Origin of the sequence: Carboxydothermus pertinax, from assembly GCF_001950255.1 — a bacterium.
GTDB classification, from domain to species: Bacteria; Bacillota; Z-2901; order Carboxydothermales; family Carboxydothermaceae; genus Carboxydothermus; species Carboxydothermus pertinax.
In genome coordinates this window covers 77,680-95,444 of sequence record NZ_BDJK01000015.1, presented here as the reverse complement: position 1 = coordinate 95,444, position 17,765 = coordinate 77,680, and the positions used below count along the sequence as shown (strand labels likewise).

Here is a 17,765-nt window from a genome sequence, read left to right as displayed (position 1 = left end):
CATTGCCCTATCCTCCTGGCAGGTAAAGCTATTTAAAGTATTGCCATTTTAGTTAGGTAAAAACCATTTACACAAAACTATTTACATTCCCAAAAAATGAGATATTAGCAACCATAAAACAATTTTATAAATAATCCATATCTTTACTTCATCGCCAGAAAGAAATAACAAGGCACCATGCGAACGATTATCATTATTTTGTCTACGTTCCCATTCTAGGAATAATTAGGCGAATAAAAACGAAAATGGTGTCTAACGAGCATATCGAACGAGCATCCTTAAAATTCTTGACCAAGCTTCAGAAAAGACTTTGATGTTTTACAGAAATTCTTTACATTCCAACGCATACTATAAATACATACAATTTCTGTATTATCTAAACTAAGGATCGTCAGTCTTAAAAATAGCAAGCTACTCCAGGCGTTTGTTCCGATTTTGAACAAAAACTATCTTAAGGGGCAGTCCACAGGTTGTGTAAACTAAGACCGAACCCAAAATATTAGCTTTGGGATTCTAAGACTCTTTAGCATATATTTCTTTGCAAGGTCAAAGTGTTTAGAAAATATAAGATTGTTTTAGATGCTTCACCATACCAATAATGTAAAAACCCCAGGCTTTTAATGCCCAAAGCACTGGAACACGAGTGATCTACTATCCATAAACGCAGAATCCGCGAAAAACTCAGTAAGTAAAGCTCTATCAAACATTTGAATAACTACATCAATTTAGGAGTTAAGTCTTTTACTCAACACTAATAACCATTTTTATATTTATCTATACCCTAACGTTTTTCACATAAGCGGTTATCATTTTTAACAGAACGTAACAAAGTAAAATCAATAGATACAAAACTATAGCCATCTGACCAGCCAAGAGTTAGTAATATTTAAAAAACACAAACAATGCGTCCAATAATAATTAGAAAATTAATTGAAAAATTGCCAAACAAGAAGTACACAAAGTTTTTCGTATTCAATCATCTCTTAATAGTTGCCCAATCTTTAAGATTAAAAAATCTTAAAAATTCTTTTTGCACACTTCTCAGGCAGAAAATTGTGTTGTAACTTATAGATGCACCTTTCTGTTTAGGTTTTATGGTTAGTTTGGGCACCTCCTTTTTACCAAACAGAAAGGTTTTTTCTATTAATATCACTAAATTTTCTTTAATAATGTTATTATTTTCAAGGTACGAAAATTGAATTATAAAATTATGAAATTAACTTTTTGCTTTCTCTTCTTTACATTTTTTATTATTTTATACACCCTATAAGGTAATGCTTCAATAAAATATCCAATTAAAATTGCTTTTAAAGAAGATGCTTCATTTTTAATAAAAGTATTGAGATAATCAATTTTTGTTTTGAGTTTTTTTGTTTGATATAATTCTTTAAAGCTTTGATTAATATAAATATAATTGGCAAGTAAAAAGGATCTACCATATTTGTTAAAAACACTGTCACCTAATATACTTTTATACAATTTATTTAATTCAATAATTTCACTTAAAAATGGCCCCGAACTTTTAGTTTGGCTATCCTGTTCAGGGTGCAATCTATATTTTATATAAGGTTCTAATAATACAATAGCTTTTCCATATTGCAACAGGTTTATTAAAACAGGACGATCAGATAATTTTCCATATTTTTTAAACTCCACTTTTGCTTTTTTTAAAAATTTTGTCCGAAATACAGTTGAAGCATAATGATAAGGAAAACCTCTATACAATAACGAAGCAAAATCTTTTTGAGATAAAATTTTTGCTTTAGCATTATTTTTTTGAAATTCAAAATCTGGTTCTAACTCAAAACTCATTGCAGCTCCAAGAAAAACTGAATCATTATTTTGCTCTAATAATTTTAAAGCTGTTTCCACATATTCAGGATGCATAATATCATCATCATGAAAAATCATGGCAAATTCTTTTGAAGCCAGTTCTTTTGCTTTTAAAAAATTTCCAACAACACCTATATTTAAATCATTTCGAATATATTTTATGTCATGTAAATTTTGGTATTTCTTTACTATTAACTCGGTTTCATCCGTACTATTATTATCTAAAACTATTATATTAAATTTTTTGTAAGATTGATTAACAATACTTTTTAATGTCGCATCTAAATATTTAGCCCTATTATAAGTCAATACAAATATTTCTAATTTTATATCATCTATTTTTAACATTATAATCACCAGTTTTTAATACTCTTTTAAAATATTTATAATTTCTGTGATGCTATTTGAACATATAACATTATTTAAATTATAATTTATTTTTGATTTTTCACAATTATTACTGATAAATATTGCAGGTACGTTAATATTTACTGCAAGCTTTATATCACTTTCAAAACAATCACCTACAATCATTACATCATTAAAATTTAAATTATTTTCTTTTAATAATATCTCTAAAATAAATTTATTTGGTTTTCCTATATATTTTATCTTTTTATCGGTAGAAAACTCAATTGCAGAAACTACAGCCCCTAACGCCGGCTTTAAGATACCTTCCTCTGTTGGATAATTTCTATCCTTATTACAAGCAATAACTCTTTTTCCTAAATAAATTTCATCTGAAATCGTAATAATATCTTTAAAAGTATAATCTTCCATATACCCCAATAAAATATACTTTGTCAAATTAAGGTTTTCTAAAACCTGTATACCATTTTTCAGAAGTTCCATTTTTAACTCATCACTACCAAAAACAAATACTTTGTTAATTTTTTTTCTTTGAAAATAATAAACCGCTGCTAATGAACAATTCATTACTTCATGCTCTTGAACCTCAAAACCCATATTTATTAGTTTTTTATATATGCTGTTTCTAGAATTTTTTGAGCTATTTGATAAAAATAAAACTTTCAATCCTTTTTTTTTACACCAATTAAAAACTTCCAATGATCCATCAATTATTTTATTGCCATAAGATACTGTCCCATCAATATCAAAAACTAATGCTTTAATTTTATTATTCATTCTTACACCACGCAATCTTATTTGTCAACCAACAGTAAATTGTAATCAATCTTATCTTTATTTTCCAAGTACCAATAATAAAGTTTTTCTAAAGCCATATCGATTTCAGTAAATTTTAAATCAGGTATTTCCTTTTTTAATCTTTCGTTATTTCCACTATACTCAATACCCATACCGTTTTCTTTAATTATAATTGGCAAACTCTTTTTTGAAATTTGTAAAATTTTACGTGCAATCTCTAAAAGTTCCACCGAATTATCAGGAGTTACATTATATGCTTTATATTTAGAGTTGTTTAAAATAAAATATTCTATTATATTTACTAAATCATCAATAAATATGTAATCAAATTTTCTATTCTTCTTAATAGTAATTGGTAGGTCAAAAATTGCTTTACAAATTGCATTTGAAATAAACCTAATTGCATAATCTTCATATTTACCAAACACACCAAAAGGCCGTAATTCAACTGAATTTGGTAAATTTTCCAATAATTTCGCACAAACATATTTGCTTAAACCTGTTTCGTCTACCGGAATATGTTCTCCAAAATATTCTTCAGTCATTTTAGGTTTATAAAAGCGTTGATCATAAATTGCACCTGAACTTAAAAATATTAATTTTCCAAAATATTCATGGTTTTTTAAAATATTTAAAAACATTAACACATTCGTATAAAAAATATTAGTTGGATCTTTTGCATTTCTATGTCCTGGTTTCGTTGCACAATGAACTATTACATCAAATTTATTCTCTTTTATGAATTTACGAGTTTTTTCCTCATCCGTTAAATCCAATTCTTTTCTTGAGGGTGCATATACAAAGTATGTTTTTGAAAGCTTTTCAACTAAATTCCTTCCAATAAATCCAGTTCCACCTGTGATGAATATTTTCATTGCAAGCTCTCTCCTTATTCGTAATACCCTCCAGCTTCAATAATTAATTTTTCATAACGAGCTTGTAACATTTTAATCCTATCTTCATCTTCTTGATAAATTAAACCATAATAATCACGTTTATTTTTTAGCCACATCAATTCGAAGCCTACAGCTTTTAAAATTCCTTTATCAGCATTTTCATTTAAAGCTCCAGGACACTGAAAAATTACCTTTCGTGTTTCATAACGGTCAACAAGCCCTGCAGGTAATTTCTTAATAAAATCAATAGTCTCTTTTGAAACTCCACCCCCTATTACACATTCTAAGCCTTTACTTTTTGCCATGGTAAAAAGCTCTTGAGCAATATTTAGAATTTTTTCCGAATTAACATCCTCACGTGATAAACCTAACGAACCTGTCATATCAACTCTCCCCAGAACAATTCCACTTAATTTATGGATATTAGGCAATTGTAACATTTCATTAAATCTTCTATAACCATCTATCGTTTCAATATTTACTAAAAATGAAACATCATTTATTTCATCTTGCGGAAATGCTAACTCAACAGCTTTTAAAAATTTACTTAAGGCATAGGCCGATTCGATCATAGGAGCAACTATTCTATTCACTCCTATTACTCGAGCTTCATATAAATCCCTTAAAGCTTCACATCCACCAATTTTAATAGTTAATTCCAAACCAGCTTTCGTTACTACTTCTTTTAATCTTAAAGCTTCTTCAAGTCTTGTCCCTTCAGCTTCAAATTCAGCTTTTACACCAACTACATAATGATTTTCTTTTAAATCCTTTAAAACATCAACCATTCTTTTCTCCAAACTATTCATTATTTACCCCTCTTTCTGAAAAAATTTAAAACATAGTACTTTTTATTTTAATCTAAATTAAAAATATTTTTTTTCATTTCATCAAGATCTAAAAAAGGATACATATCTTCAAGTGGTTTTGAAATGATACGTCCATCCTCTAACTTAACTGAAGATTGTTTTGGAGCAAATATATAATTGTCTGTCAATTTAACTTCAGTCAAACTACCTCCTTTTTCGTTAAGTATTTTTGTTAACTTTTCTTTCAAACCCCTGTGGTTTGAAAGTAGATGTGTTTTTAAGCCATACGCCCTTCCAATTTTTCTTATGTCGGGCAATCCTACTCCTGTTTTAGGGTCACAGGCTACATAATGACCATTAAAATAATTATCTTGAGTTTGTCTTATAGAATGGTAACCATTATTATTAAGGACAAATATTTTTATTGGAAGATTATAATACCGTATTGTTTCAAGCTCCTGAATATTCATTTGTATACTTCCATCACCAGCTAAACAGATAATTCTTTTTCTCGGATTTGCAATCGCAGCACCTATCGCCGCAGGTAAATCATAACCCATTGAAGCACAGCCAGAATTCCAGAATATTCTCTGCCCATTTTTTACTTCCGCAGCTTGAAAATATACGACACAAGCAGTTCCATTCCCCGTTACTACTATTTCATCATTTTTTAATACTTTACTTAATGTGTTTATAAAATAATATGGGTGAATAAATTTTTTAATATTTTTATATTCCTCTAAAACATTTGGATATTTATTTTTCTTTTCAAGACACCATGCTAGCCATTTGCTCCAATCAGGAATATTATAATTTTTTATTTTTTCTAAAATAATTTGCAAAAATACTTTTGCATCAGATAATAAAGCAATATCAGGAACAATTGTTGGTTTTTTTAGTTCTGCCTCATCTATATCAATCACAATTTTTTTCGCTCTCCTTGCAAAATCTTTCCAATTAAAACCAACTTGACGTATATTATTACGTGTACCAATAAAGAGAGCAAAGTCAGCGTTTTGTAATGCTATATTTCCTGCCCTGGAACCAATAGTCCCAATTTGTCCAACATAAAATGGATGATTTGATGGTACAAGGTCAAAACCATTAAAAGTAGATAAAACAGGTGCTTTTAATATTTTTATCAAATCTAAATACTCTTGTTGTGCATTTGCTAAACGAACGCCATGACCACCAATAATAACCGGTTTTTTTGCCTGCAATAATTCGTTAATTATTCTTTCCACTTTCGAATTTATTTCACTTATATTAATATTTACTTTTGGCGGCTCATAATTAATTAATTTTTCTTCATTTAAATAACTTCCTTGTATATCTAAAGGAATATCAATCCATACAGGTCCAGGCCTTCCTTCTTTCGCAATGAATATTGCTTTATCTAAGTGATATTTTATTTCTTCAGGTTTTTCTATCATCACAGCATACTTAGTAACAGGTTTTACTATATCAATTATATTTATTTCCTGATCCCCAAGTTGTCTTAACCCAATTCCACTATATTTTTTAATTGTAGTTTCAGTTTTTACTTGACCAGAAATGTAGAGAACCGGTATCGAATCCAACCACTCACCAATTAAACCCGTAATAGTATTTGTCCCGCCTGGCCCCGTTGTAACAATAACAGCAGCCATTTTCCCCGAAGCTCGAAAATAGCCTTCTGCAGCCATTGCACACGCTTGCTCATGATGACAGCAAATATATTTAATTTTTTTGTTTTTCCCAACAGAATCAACTAAATGCATTGCCCCGCCGCCTGAAATTAAAAAAACATTTTCTATTCCATGTTCATATAATTTTTTAATTACAAAATCGGAAACCTTTATCATTTTTTTACCTCCCTAGTTATAATTGACCTTTAGAGCAATTTTTACAACATCTATATATCTATAGCTACTTAAATTATTTTTTTGATTTGCTGAACAATATATTTAATCATTTCTTCCGTAATCCCTGGATAAACTCCTATCCAAAAAGAATTATTCATTACATAGTTAGTATTTACTAAGTCTCCAACCACTTTATACTCTTTTTCTACTTTTAATTCTATAAAACAAGGTTGCCGTAACAAATTTCCTCCAAATAACATACGGGTTTGTATACCACAATTTTCTAACTTTTCAACTAAATATTTTCGCGTTAATTTTTTCTTATCTCTAATTGTAATCATAAACCCAAACCAGCTTGGATCGGAATTTTCTGTTGGTTCTGGTAAAACAAAATATTCTTCTAAATCATTCAGACCTTCCTTTAATAACTTCCAATTTTCTTTCCTCTTTTGAATAAAATAATCAAGTTTATCCATTTGAGCCACACCAATTGCAGCTTGTAAATCAGTCATTTTTAAGTTATAGCCGAGGTGAGAATAAACATATTTATGGTCATACCCAAAGGGTAAATCTCCGTGTTGCTGACTAAAACGTTTTCCACAGGAATTATCCTTTCCCGGTGCACACCAGCAATCTCTACCCCAATCCCTGAACGAGTCAACAATTCTTTTCAATGTAATATTATTAGTAATAACCGCACCACCTTCTCCAGTAGTAATATGATGAGCAGGATAAAAGCTCAATGTACCTAAATCACCAATAGTTCCGGTATATTTCCATTCACCATCCAGGAAATATTTGGAGCCAAGAGCATCACAATTATCTTCAATTAACCATAAACCATTATCATCACAAAATTGTTTTACTTCCTTTAAATCGAAAGGATTTCCTAAAGTATGGGCTACCATTACAGCTTTAGTTTTTTTAGAAAGTGCTTTTTTCATTTGCTCCACATCAATATTATAAGTAGGAATTGAAATATCAACAAATACAGGAACCGCCCCATATTGAATAATCGGATTTACGGTTGTGGGAAAACTTGCGGCAACCGTAATAACCTCATCTCCTGGTTTAATTCTTCTTTCCCCCAATTTGGGAGAAGTTAAAGCCATAAATGCAAGCAAATTTGCAGACGAACCAGAGTTTGTAAGCGAAACATACTTCACTCCCAAAAACTTTGATAACTTTTCTTCAAATAGCTGGGAATATTTACCGGCAGTTAACCAAAATTCTAACGCAGCATCAACAGCATTAATAATTTCATTTTCATCAAAAACTCTTCCGGCAAATGGAATATAATCTCCAGGCTCAAAACTTTTTATGCGATGTTTTATTTGATAATACCTTCTAACCAGATGAAATATTTCTTCTTTTAATTTATTTTCTTCATTACTTATCGTCATAACCTACCTCCATTAAATCTTTTTCAAATTCATTGATTTGCTTGAGGGTAAAGGAATACATTTCTTCTTTTTTATAAAACGCTATATACCATTCCAGTGTTTTTTCTAGAGCTACATTAAAATCCCAAACTGGTTGCCATTTTAAATAATGCTTTGCCTTAGATATGTCGAGCTTTAATAATATTGATTCAGGTGGATTTTTTTTGTTATCATACTCATAAAAATTTTCTTTTCCTAATTTTTTACATATAGTTTTGGTAAGAAATTCAACCGTTTTGGCATCTTTTTCCTCAGGGCCAAAATTCCAAGCTCCTGAAAATTTATCGCCTTCTTTATATAATTTTTCCGCAAGCAACAGATAGCCATAAAGAGGATCTAAAACATGTTGCCACGGCCGAATAGCATTAGGATTTCTGATAATCACTTTTTTATTTGTAAAAAGTGCTTTTATACAATCTGGTACAATACGATCTTTAGCAAAATCCCCGCCACCAATTACATTTCCTGCTCGAGCAGTCGCAATATATTTTTTAATTTTAGGATACTCAAAATAAGTTTTTCGGTAAGCAAAAGTTACCAATTCAGAGCAGCTTTTACTATTTGAGTATGGATCAACACCACAAATAGTATCAGTTTCCCTGTAACCCCAAGGCCATTCTTTGTTTTCATAAACTTTATCAGTAGTAACATTTACTAAAACTTTAATTGACGGGTTATTTCTAACTGCTTCAAGTAAATTTGCAGTTCCCATTACATTTACTTCATAAGTTTCAAGGGGATTGTAATACGCCTCACGGACAATAGGTTGTGCTGCTAAATGAAAAATAATTTCAGGTTCGATTTCTTTGATAGTTTCATTTAAAAAACGATAATCACGAATATCCCCCAAAATTGAATTGCATCTTGTCCCCAAATTACAAATTTCGAACATCGCGGGGTCTGTCGGAGGTTTTAAAGCATATCCCGTAACTTCAGCTCCAAGTTTTAATAACCAGATCGTTAACCAGGAGCCTTTAAATCCTGTATGACCTGTTATGAAAACCTTTTTGCCCCTCCAGAAATTCTTATCTATCATTTTTGCTACTCCTCTTTAAAGATATTTATTCCCAAAGCTTCCAGGGTGCTTTGCCACTTTTCCAAAGTTCTTCTAATAAATTTTTATCCCGCATAGTATCCATTGGCTGCCAAAATCCATAATGTTTATAAGCCATAAGCTGACCATTTTTCGCTAGAGTCTCAAGAGGCTCTTTTTCCCAAATAGTTTGATCTCCTTCTATATAATTAAATACTTCTGGCTCTAATACAAAAAACCCAGCATTAACCCAGCCTCCATCTCCTTGGGGTTTTTCTATAAAGCTAATTACTTCATCATTTTCAATATTTAATGCTCCAAAACGGCCACTTGGTTGCGCCGCAGTAACAGTAGCAATTTTTTTATGTTTTCGATGAAATTGAATTAATTTGTTAATATCAACATCTGCAACTCCATCGCCGTACGTCAACATAAAAGTCTCATTACCAATATAAGGTTGAATTCTTTTAATTCTTCCACCAGTCATGGTATCAATTCCCGTATCCACCAACGTTACTTTCCAGGGTTCTACCTTATGGTCGTGAATTATCATCTGGTTACTATATCTAAAATCAAAAGTAACATTCGATCCATGCAAGTAATAATGCGCAAAATATTCTTTAATATAATAGCCCTTATAGCCAAGACAAATAATAAAATCGTTAAAACCATAGTAAGAGTATATTTTCATTATATGCCACAAAATAGGCATTCCACCAATTTCAATCATTGGTTTTGGTTTTAGATGAGACTCCTCACTTATTCGCGTACCAAATCCTCCAGCTAAAATTACTACTTTCATGACTTTTAATCCCCCAAATACATTATTTGTTTAAATATTGTTTAATGATGCTTATAAATAGCTCTGCAGATTTTTTATCTGTCATATTTTTTAAAACCCAGTCTCTTGGTGAAAATTCATTTAATTTTAGTAATATATTCTGTATTATTTGTTCAAATTCTTCAATATTACGAAAAACTAAACCTGTTTGGGAAGTAATATAAGGGCTGGAACTGGTAAATATAGGTTTGCCACCAATTATATTTTGACCAGGATTCCAAACCAATGTTGGAACATTCATAGCCCAAGCTTCGGCTAATGCAATTCCCTGACTTTCACTTTTACTTATAAAAATTATAAATAAACTTTTACTTAATAAATTACGATATTGCTTTTTATCATAATACCCATAGATTATTTTTTGATATTTAAAATTAGATTTTTTTAATATCTTTTCTATTTCACTAATTAAATCTTTTTCATAATTTTTTATATAAATAAGTACTCTATCTTTAACTTTACTTTTAAAAATATTTGGGTTCCAAAATTCTTCATCAACACCTGCATACCATATTTCAATTTTTTCTTTTAATGATGGTAAATCTTCAATATAAAAATCTTTTACCCATTCTGATGGAACCAAACATAAATCAACGTTTTCATTACCTAAAACACTTGCATAATCATTGCTTCTTACAACAATATTAGGACCAGCAATTAAAAATTTTACAAAACCTTTTTCTTTAAAATAAATACCTTGCTTTAATGCATCTACTCCACTTAACACAACTAATATTTCATTTAATTCATTAACAGACTTTGGATTATAGTTAAAACTGATATTATTTATTTTTGATAATCCGTCTAATAAACTTCTTGTAACCGCACTATGTCCCCCGAGTTTAAAAACCTTTTTTTCTATCATCTTCCTAATAAGTGTCCTAATCGTATTATTTTTTAATACTGTTTTAGCTTTTTTAAATAAATAAAATTTATCATCATTCCATCTAGCATTGAATTCTTTGCTATTAATCGTTGATGTAAGAATTGTAAATTTTAAATTAGCATATATTTTATTCATTTTTTATCCCTCATAATTTTCAGTCATCACTTACAATTAAAAAAGTCTTACTCCTTCCTAACTAGCATTATTATTACTATTCACCCACAAATTAAAACAAACCCAATCCACCTCTGAAGGGAAACAGCCTCATAATGAAGTAATTACGAAATCACCATAACCAATATAAGCCCAAAAGACAGCATGGGATAAGCTAAACTTAAATCAATCTTTGAAAGAATAATCATCCATAAAATTGAGTGTATCTCATATAAAAAAACCAAAATGATATTTGATGGTAAAAATAAAGTTAAAAAAGTATATTAACAACTAAATATGTTAACTAAAACATGTAAATAATTCCCTCAACACTAAAAATAACAATTCGACAAAAAAACCAAAAACTCCTGCTAACAAAAAAGCAGGAGTTTTCGACAGATATCGTAGATTTTCGCCAAAGACGTAATATTCCAACTACATCTTTATATTCAACCACCGATTCTCCAGCGCCACGTAGAAATCTCTACTTAGCCGATACCACATGACGACACTACCGATTACCGCTAAAAGAAGTAAGCCATGTTTGACCCATAACAGTAAGACCATGTCCTTCTTAATCATCGGAATAAGTTCTACATCACGAAAATAAAGGGCCCTTGGGATGCCTGCCAAGATAACAAACCCGGCAGCTATAAAAAAAACCCGGCTTAAATAGCGGAAAAATATTCGGTATTGGGAAAAGGTTAAGATGCAGTCGCACCAGAGCCGACGGGCGAGGTAAAGGGTAAAGACCGCCGTTAGTAAAAGCCCGGTAGCCAAATCATGAAGGTAATTATTCACCACTATCCAGATCATCCTATTCCCCCTCATTTTAAAAAGTTAAATCTCATTATTTATCACCATTACCACAATTTGTTATTTAATCTATTTCTGCTTTTCCCGGTAAATTCCTCTTAAAATTATTGCTGTTATCCGGATTTTTGCTTGACAAATTCCCTGAAAAAAGGCTAAATAATTATGGTTATCCCATAAATTCCCCCAATCTTTGGGAAAGCGGTGAATAATATGACAGATTTTCAGATAATTGAAGTTCCAAAATTTGATCTTATAGCATTAGCTGAGGTTTTTCCCAAAAAAGAGTGGTTTTTTCTCGATTCAGCCCTTTCCCCCAGTACCTATGGTCGTTACTCGTTCCTGGGCTTTAATCCGGAGTTTACCGTTAAAAGTCTGGGAAATCTTATAATTAAGTCCTATGACAACCGGGAAGAAAAGTTACATACCCATCCCTTTTCTTTTCTAAAGTCCTTATTAGCCGAAATAAAAAAACCCGCTTTAAGCCTGCCGCTTCCCTTTAAAGGCGGGCTTGTGGGGTATTTTGCCTATGACCTGGGTCGGATGCTCGAAGTTTTACCCAGCACCGCCATCGATGATTTAAATCTTTATGACTTTTACCTCGGTTACTACGATACCTTCGTAGCAGTCGACCACATAAACGGCCGGTACTACGCCGTAAGCTACCGGGAAGATAAATTAAAAGAGCTCGTAGAATACATCGAAAAATCCCGGGATTTCGAAGTTAAACTTCCGTTTTATCCTCCGGCGGGAGAATTTTATTCTAATTTCACCCGGGAAAGTTACGAAGAAATTGTCCGGCAAGCAATTGAATACATTAAAGCCGGTGATATTTTTGTGGTAAACCTCTCCCAGCGCTTTACCGCTGACTTTACAGGAGACCCCTGGGAGCTTTATAAGTATTTAAGAAAGATTAATCCCGCTCCTTTTGCAGCCTATCTCCATTACCCGGAGTTCTCCGTCCTCAGTTCTTCGCCGGAGCGGTTTTTAGAACTTAGAAACGGTAAAGTGCAGACCAGACCGATTAAAGGTACCCGCCCGCGTGGGAAGACCATTGCTGAAGACTTAGCTTTTCGAGATGAACTGTACAATAGCCAAAAAGACCGGGCGGAGTTAACCATGATTGTAGACCTGGAGCGCAACGATCTGGGCAAAGTAGCCAAAGTAGGCACGGTAAAGGTACCGGAACTGTACGTCCTCGAACAGTACGCTACCGTTTACCATCTGGTTTCCACCGTTACCGCCGAGCTTGCCGAAGATAAATACGCTATCGACCTCTTGGCTGCAACCTTTCCGGGAGGCTCCATTACCGGAGCGCCTAAAATCCGGGCCATGGAAATTATCGAGGAGCTGGAAGGTCTTCGGCGGGGAATTTACACCGGCTGCATCGGTTATATTGACGTAAACGGCGATATGGATTTAAATATCGTTATTAGAACAATTCTGGTAAAAAACAAAAAAGCCTACTTTGGCGTAGGCGGAGGAATAACGGTGGACTCAGACCCCACCGCAGAATATTTGGAAACCCTGGATAAAGCTTATGCCTTGATGAAAGCGTTAAAATTTCTCGGCTAATCTTGAAAGCTCCCTTGCCATTTGTTCTAAATTGTTTAAAGTAGAGTGCAGTTCTTCCGAAATTGCCGTCTGCTCTTCGCTCAATCCGGAAAATTCTTCAATAGATTGAGCCAGTGCAAGAATTTCTCCTAAAATTTTCTCAATTTTCCCGGCAATATCTTTGACCGCAAACTTGGATTGCTGGGCAAGCTTTCTAATTTCTTCAGCCACCACCGCAAACCCCTTACCCTGGTTACCCACCCGGGCTGCTTCAATCGCCGCATTTAACCCGAGGATATGGGTTTTATCGGCAATGCTATTAATTAAATCCACCAGCTGCCGGATTTCGTTAGCATCGTTACTGATCACCCCAGCCCTTTGGGCAAGGGCTGCAAATTCGCCGGAAAAATTGGTGGCGGAGCTGGATAATTCTTCCGCAGCCTTGTTAATTTCTTTGATACTGCTTTCTAATTCCCCAATCGCCCTTTGGACTAAATCCCGCTTTTCGGTGCTGGTAACCAGGGCAATTGCTCCCTGTAACACCCCATCTTCGATAATGGGCATGGCTTTAGCTACATACGGCTTCCCAAAAGCGCTCTTTTCCAGCGGAACGTACGTTTCCACCCTTTTCCTGGTGTCCATCACCCTCCGGGAAACGGAGGTGGATGGCACCGGCATTCCGGGATAAATGTTTAAATCAATATCCACCGCTGGCCTGTACCAAATATAATTTTCTAAATCGGCAATCACTACCAGCACCTCATCCCCCAATAGCTCCTTTAAATTTTCCGCAACTTTTAAGTAAGCATCTAAAAGTCTCATTTTTGCCCCCCATTTTTCCTCTTTTTCTTTTATACTCTCACATTTTTGCAAATATTTCAACAATTATAGTGGGGGGATATATTAATAAAAAGGACGGTTCTATTAATAGCTTTCTTAGAACCGTCCTTAAAAGGTATTATTTGCTTATGAAGGTTTCACAGGCAGTATCATCGCTGGTACTGACTTTGCGGGTTCCGGAAGAACGAACCTGAATGGAGTTCGCGGTACAAACATCATTTTCCCAATAACGGCATTCTTCTACCCGGCAAGAAATTTGTGCCATCTTAATCACCTCCGGATATATTTTGCCCGATATTTCGTAAATAATGCCTGGCGATATTAAGCGAAGCGTCTTTTTTCCCAAGTTTGGCAGCATTTTGGGTTAGTCGTTGGTAGGCAGGCGTTAGTAAAGAAGAGGTTACTGCCGGAATTAGTTCCGCTAAATCTTTAATAAAGATAGCTGCCCCTTTTTTCTGTAAAAATTCTGCGTTTCTTTTTTCCTGGCCAGGCAAGGGATTTATAATTATTAATGGTTTTCCTAACGCTAAAGCCTCAGCGGTAGAAAGCCCTCCAGGCTTGGTCACCACCAAATCGGCTGCCGCCAAAAACTCCGGTACCTTTGGGGTAAAGGGCACCGGTACTAAGTTTGGGTGTTTTAAAGCCAGTAATTCCTTATACAGTCTTTGATTGTGTCCGCATAAGACAATAATTACCCATTCTTTTTTAGTTCCCATCAGTATTTTTACAGCATCCGCCATGGGACCAAGACCAAGTCCGCCGCCCATCAATAAAATAACTTTACTGTTTTCGTTTATTTGGAGCTTTCTTCTGACCTCTTGCCTACTTATCTCCTCGCCAAACAACGGATCAATTGGTGGTCCAAAGGCGTAAACCCTATTCCTGGAATAACCTCTGGCTACCAATTTATCTGCAATTTCTTCCGCCGCCACATAATAAAACCGGGCTCTTTCCGTCAACCAAAAGGCGTGGTAGTCGTAGTCTGTAATCACCGTGGCATAATTATTTAAGCCAAGAAAATCTAACGCTATCGCCGGAAAAGCGTGAGTGTTGATTATCCCATCCGGTTTAAATTCTTCAATTATTTCCGAAAGCCGCTTTTTATATAATAAAGCTACCAGCCAGCGCAGCCGGTCTTTTTCTTTATCGTGCCCTTTTTCATAAATATAGCCCCAAATTTTCGGGATATGGGCCAGGATTTTAAGATAAATTCCTGAAGCCAGCTCTTCAATTTTGGGACCTATTAAACTTAAAGCTGTCAGGACTTCTACTTCTATGGGCGGGTCAATTGCTTTGAAAGCTTTTTGCAAATTTTGGGCAGCTTTTAAATGGCCGTGGCCAAATCGCTCGGCTAATAGCAAAATTTTCATAAAAACCTCCCGCAATATGTTGTATAATAAGTGATGTTAAAGAGATTAAAAATATAATAAATAAAGGAAAAGGAGCATAGGCTTAAATGAAAATTGATGTTTTATTTTATCCCGAAAAGTTAAAAAACGTTGAAGATAAAGTTGTTGTGGTTTTAGATGTTCTCCGGGCTACCACTACTATTGCCACCGCCCTTGCTGCGGGAGCCAAAGAGGTTTATCCTGTTTCCTCCATTAGGGAAGCATTCTCTCTGAAAAAGAAAATTCCCGGAGCATTAGTAGGAGGAGAGCGGGGCGGAATTAAAGTCCCGGGCTTTGATCTCGGTAACTCTCCCCTGGAATATCAAAACTTAAGCGGGAAAACAATTATTCTTTCTTCCACCAACGGTACCAAGGCTTTAACTAAAGCCTCTCAAGCCAAAAATCTTATTGCCGGGAGCATTATTAATGCCAAAGCGGTCGCCAATTATCTTGGCAGGCTTAACCTCGATGTAATTTTCCTGCCTTCTGGCACCGACTTTCAGTTTTCTCTGGAAGATTTTGCTGGAGCCGGTTATATCATATCACTTTTAGCCCAGCAAAAAAAGATATACCTCTCCGATCAGGCTTTTGTTAGTCTTAAGCTTGCCCAAAATAATTCACCGGAGGAAGTTTTAACCCGTTCCTTTCACGGTCAAAGACTTATTAACCTTGGCTTTCAAAAAGATGTAGAGTACTGTGCCAGTCTAAATCTTTTAGATGTGGTGCCGGTAGGGAGAGTCAGCGAAGGGAGGCTTGTTATTGAAAGTAGCCGTCTTTTCCGATAGTTACCATCCTTATGTCAGCGGGGTGGTACGCTCCATTGATTTATTTCAAGAGGAACTTGTTAAGCGCGGAGTTGAATTTATTTTTTTCATCCCTGCCTACGGTAATCATCAAAAAGAAAAGGGCGTTTACCGTTTTTATTCCATACCGGCTCCCACTAATAAAGAGTTTCATTTAGCTCTTCCCTTTTCACCTAAAATTTATAAAACGTTAAGAGAAGAAAAGGTTGATTTAATCCACGTCCATAGTCCGTTTCTTTTAGGAAGACTGGGACAAAAGGCGGGAAGACAATTAAATATTCCTGTAGTATTTACCTATCATACTTTGTATGAAGAATACGTGCACTATTTTCCGCTAGCCAGGAAAGCAGCCAAATGGGTTACTTCCTGGTATACTCTGGATTTTGCCAATAAATGCAGTGCTGTAATTTGTCCTACCGAAGCGATAAAGGAGTATCTTCAAGAAAAGGGGCTACAGGCGCGAAGTGCTGTAATCCCGACCGGCATTGACCTTGAGCCTTTTGCTAAAGCCGATCGCCGCTGGCTCAAAGAAAAACTAGGCTTAGTATCCAAAAAAGTTTGTTTGTTTGTAGGTAGAGTTGCCCGGGAAAAAAACGTCGATTTTCTCCTGGAAAGTTTTAAAATTGTGGCTTTAAAGTTAAATGAGGTAGTTCTCGTGATAGTTGGCGGAGGGCCGGAATTACCCCATTACCAAAAAAAGGCCGAAGAACTTGGCCTTAAAGATAAAGTGATATTTTTTGGACCGGTTGCTCCCGAAGAGGTCTCCCTTTTTTATGCCGGCGCCGACCTTTTTCTTTTTCCTTCGGTTACCGAAACCCAAGGGCTGGTTTTTGCCGAGGCCAAAGCCGCTGGCCTTCCGACAGTGGGTGTAAAAGCTTTTGGCTCTAAATCAATGGTGTTTGAAGGTGTTGATGGTTTTCTTACCTCCTTAAATCTTCAGGAATATGCAGAAAAAGTTATCTTTTTATTAGAGCAGGAAGAGGTAAGAAAGGATTTTTCTCAAAAGGCTCTGCAAAACGCCCAAAATTTTAGTAAAGAATATACCGCAAAGCTGATGTTTGAACTGTACCAAAGTCTTTTAAAATAGTTAATCCTGGCCGGTTACGCCAGTAATCCCATACTTTTCAAACTGGTAGCGCAAGTTTTCCGCAAGCTTTTCGGTAATGCCTAATTCTTCGGCTATTTCGGTATCGCTTTTGCCAGCTTTTAATTGGTCGATAAAAGCTTCCCAGGGCACTCCAATTTCATCGCATTTATCTTTAAAACCCAGATCAAAGCTAAAGGGAGCGCCCTTGGCGGTAAAACCATCGGCCGCAATTTCCCAGGCCTCTTCAAAATAAGGAGATCTGGTGTTTAAATACCAGTGAGTAGCACTGCCCATTTTTTCCTCAATAGCATTATCGCGATTGTGAAAATCCATAATATTTTCCTCCTTCTTAGATAAAAAACCCTTTCCTGGGGAT

At 34.5% G+C, this 17,765-nt stretch carries 17 protein-coding genes; 3 read left to right on the top strand and 14 right to left on the bottom strand.

Going from position 1 to position 17,765, the window contains the following annotated elements; genetic code table 11:
• Positions 1-1,200: 1,200 nt before the first annotated feature.
• From cpu_RS05760 to cpu_RS05715, 10 genes are all read right to left on the bottom strand, one after another.
• Entirely contained in the window at positions 1,201-2,181 is a 981-nt protein-coding gene (locus cpu_RS05760; RefSeq protein ID WP_075859088.1) for a glycosyltransferase family 2 protein, read from the bottom strand.
• Positions 2,182-2,196: 15 nt separating this feature from the next.
• Positions 2,197-2,979 carry an HAD-IIA family hydrolase gene (locus cpu_RS05755; protein WP_075859087.1) on the bottom strand — a complete coding sequence of 261 codons (783 nt, stop codon included), beginning with the start codon at positions 2,977-2,979 and terminating at the stop codon, positions 2,197-2,199.
• A gap of 17 nt (positions 2,980-2,996) precedes the next feature.
• Positions 2,997-3,875, bottom strand: a complete 879-nt coding sequence (locus tag cpu_RS05750) for an NAD-dependent epimerase/dehydratase family protein (RefSeq protein ID WP_075859086.1) — start codon at positions 3,873-3,875, stop codon at positions 2,997-2,999.
• Between the two features lie 14 nt (positions 3,876-3,889).
• Complete coding sequence (locus cpu_RS05745; protein ID WP_075859085.1) at positions 3,890-4,705, bottom strand: aldolase/citrate lyase family protein; 816 nt, start codon at positions 4,703-4,705, stop codon at positions 3,890-3,892.
• A 47-nt stretch (positions 4,706-4,752) separates the two neighbouring features.
• Positions 4,753-6,549, bottom strand: coding sequence for a thiamine pyrophosphate-binding protein (locus cpu_RS05740; RefSeq protein ID WP_075859084.1), 1,797 nt, complete (start codon positions 6,547-6,549; stop codon positions 4,753-4,755).
• Positions 6,550-6,617: 68 nt separating this feature from the next.
• A complete protein-coding gene (gene rfbH / locus cpu_RS05735; RefSeq protein ID WP_075859083.1) occupies positions 6,618-7,952 on the bottom strand; it encodes a lipopolysaccharide biosynthesis protein RfbH in 1,335 nt (444 codons plus the stop codon).
• A complete protein-coding gene (rfbG, locus tag cpu_RS05730) occupies positions 7,939-9,027 on the bottom strand; it encodes a CDP-glucose 4,6-dehydratase (protein ID WP_075859082.1) in 1,089 nt (362 codons plus the stop codon). Before rfbG ends, rfbH begins: the two co-directional genes overlap by 14 nt.
• 25 nt (positions 9,028-9,052) lie before the next feature.
• A complete protein-coding gene (rfbF, locus tag cpu_RS05725; protein WP_075859081.1) occupies positions 9,053-9,826 on the bottom strand; it encodes a glucose-1-phosphate cytidylyltransferase in 774 nt (257 codons plus the stop codon).
• Between the two features lie 22 nt (positions 9,827-9,848).
• The gene (locus cpu_RS05720; RefSeq protein ID WP_075859080.1) at positions 9,849-10,886 is read right to left on the bottom strand and encodes a glycosyltransferase family protein; all 1,038 of its coding nucleotides are present in this window, start codon (positions 10,884-10,886) and stop codon (positions 9,849-9,851) included.
• Between the two features lie 453 nt (positions 10,887-11,339).
• Positions 11,340-11,720 carry a hypothetical protein gene (locus cpu_RS05715; RefSeq protein WP_075859079.1) on the bottom strand — a complete coding sequence of 127 codons (381 nt, stop codon included), beginning with the start codon at positions 11,718-11,720 and terminating at the stop codon, positions 11,340-11,342.
• 210 nt (positions 11,721-11,930) lie between these two features.
• Here cpu_RS05715 and pabB point away from each other — a divergent pair, with 210 nt between their 5' ends.
• Positions 11,931-13,292: an aminodeoxychorismate synthase component I gene (gene pabB / locus cpu_RS05710; RefSeq protein ID WP_075859078.1), complete on the top strand. Its 1,362-nt coding sequence runs from the start codon at positions 11,931-11,933 to the stop codon at positions 13,290-13,292.
• On the opposite strand, the gene cpu_RS05705 is transcribed toward pabB, so the two are convergent.
• From cpu_RS05705 to cpu_RS05695, 3 genes are all read right to left on the bottom strand, one after another.
• Positions 13,275-14,093 carry a methyl-accepting chemotaxis protein gene (locus cpu_RS05705; protein ID WP_075859077.1) on the bottom strand — a complete coding sequence of 273 codons (819 nt, stop codon included), beginning with the start codon at positions 14,091-14,093 and terminating at the stop codon, positions 13,275-13,277. The two genes, pabB and cpu_RS05705, sit on opposite strands and share 18 nt — an antisense overlap.
• Before the next feature lie 136 nt (positions 14,094-14,229).
• On the bottom strand, positions 14,230-14,376 hold the full coding sequence (locus cpu_RS05700; protein WP_075859076.1) for a DUF1540 domain-containing protein: 147 nt from the start codon (positions 14,374-14,376) through the stop codon (positions 14,230-14,232).
• 1 nt (position 14,377) lies between these two features.
• Entirely contained in the window at positions 14,378-15,481 is a 1,104-nt protein-coding gene (locus tag cpu_RS05695; RefSeq protein ID WP_075859075.1) for an MGDG synthase family glycosyltransferase, read from the bottom strand.
• An 86-nt stretch (positions 15,482-15,567) separates the two neighbouring features.
• Here cpu_RS05695 and cpu_RS05690 point away from each other — a divergent pair, with 86 nt between their 5' ends.
• Positions 15,568-16,284, top strand: a complete 717-nt coding sequence (locus tag cpu_RS05690) for a 2-phosphosulfolactate phosphatase (protein ID WP_075859074.1) — start codon at positions 15,568-15,570, stop codon at positions 16,282-16,284.
• On the top strand, positions 16,259-17,389 hold the full coding sequence (locus cpu_RS05685; RefSeq protein ID WP_075859073.1) for a glycosyltransferase family 4 protein: 1,131 nt from the start codon (positions 16,259-16,261) through the stop codon (positions 17,387-17,389). The genes cpu_RS05690 and cpu_RS05685 overlap by 26 nt, the downstream gene beginning before the upstream one ends.
• Here cpu_RS05685 and cpu_RS05680 read toward each other — a convergent pair whose 3' ends face one another.
• The gene (locus cpu_RS05680) at positions 17,390-17,722 is read right to left on the bottom strand and encodes a helix-turn-helix transcriptional regulator (RefSeq protein WP_077177190.1); all 333 of its coding nucleotides are present in this window, start codon (positions 17,720-17,722) and stop codon (positions 17,390-17,392) included. It abuts the gene before it with no gap.
• Positions 17,723-17,765: the final 43 nt, after the last annotated feature.

Coding starts and splice junctions, on each gene's coding strand:
- cpu_RS05690 (WP_075859074.1), top strand. CDS start 15,568: ATGAAAATTGATGTTTTATTTTATCCCGAAAAGTTAAAAAACGTTGAA.
- cpu_RS05680 (WP_077177190.1), bottom strand. CDS start 17,722: ATGGATTTTCACAATCGCGATAATGCTATTGAGGAAAAAATGGGCAGT.
- cpu_RS05705 (WP_075859077.1), bottom strand. CDS start 14,093: ATGAGACTTTTAGATGCTTACTTAAAAGTTGCGGAAAATTTAAAGGAG.
- cpu_RS05740 (WP_075859084.1), bottom strand. CDS start 6,549: ATGATAAAGGTTTCCGATTTTGTAATTAAAAAATTATATGAACATGGA.
- cpu_RS05745 (WP_075859085.1), bottom strand. CDS start 4,705: ATGAATAGTTTGGAGAAAAGAATGGTTGATGTTTTAAAGGATTTAAAA.
- rfbH (WP_075859083.1), bottom strand. CDS start 7,952: ATGACGATAAGTAATGAAGAAAATAAATTAAAAGAAGAAATATTTCAT.
- cpu_RS05755 (WP_075859087.1), bottom strand. CDS start 2,979: ATGAATAATAAAATTAAAGCATTAGTTTTTGATATTGATGGGACAGTA.
- cpu_RS05700 (WP_075859076.1), bottom strand. CDS start 14,376: ATGGCACAAATTTCTTGCCGGGTAGAAGAATGCCGTTATTGGGAAAAT.
- rfbG (WP_075859082.1), bottom strand. CDS start 9,027: ATGATAGATAAGAATTTCTGGAGGGGCAAAAAGGTTTTCATAACAGGT.
- pabB (WP_075859078.1), top strand. CDS start 11,931: ATGACAGATTTTCAGATAATTGAAGTTCCAAAATTTGATCTTATAGCA.
- cpu_RS05695 (WP_075859075.1), bottom strand. CDS start 15,481: ATGAAAATTTTGCTATTAGCCGAGCGATTTGGCCACGGCCATTTAAAA.
- cpu_RS05750 (WP_075859086.1), bottom strand. CDS start 3,875: ATGAAAATATTCATCACAGGTGGAACTGGATTTATTGGAAGGAATTTA.
- rfbF (WP_075859081.1), bottom strand. CDS start 9,826: ATGAAAGTAGTAATTTTAGCTGGAGGATTTGGTACGCGAATAAGTGAG.
- cpu_RS05715 (WP_075859079.1), bottom strand. CDS start 11,720: ATGATCTGGATAGTGGTGAATAATTACCTTCATGATTTGGCTACCGGG.
- cpu_RS05760 (WP_075859088.1), bottom strand. CDS start 2,181: ATGTTAAAAATAGATGATATAAAATTAGAAATATTTGTATTGACTTAT.
- cpu_RS05720 (WP_075859080.1), bottom strand. CDS start 10,886: ATGAATAAAATATATGCTAATTTAAAATTTACAATTCTTACATCAACG.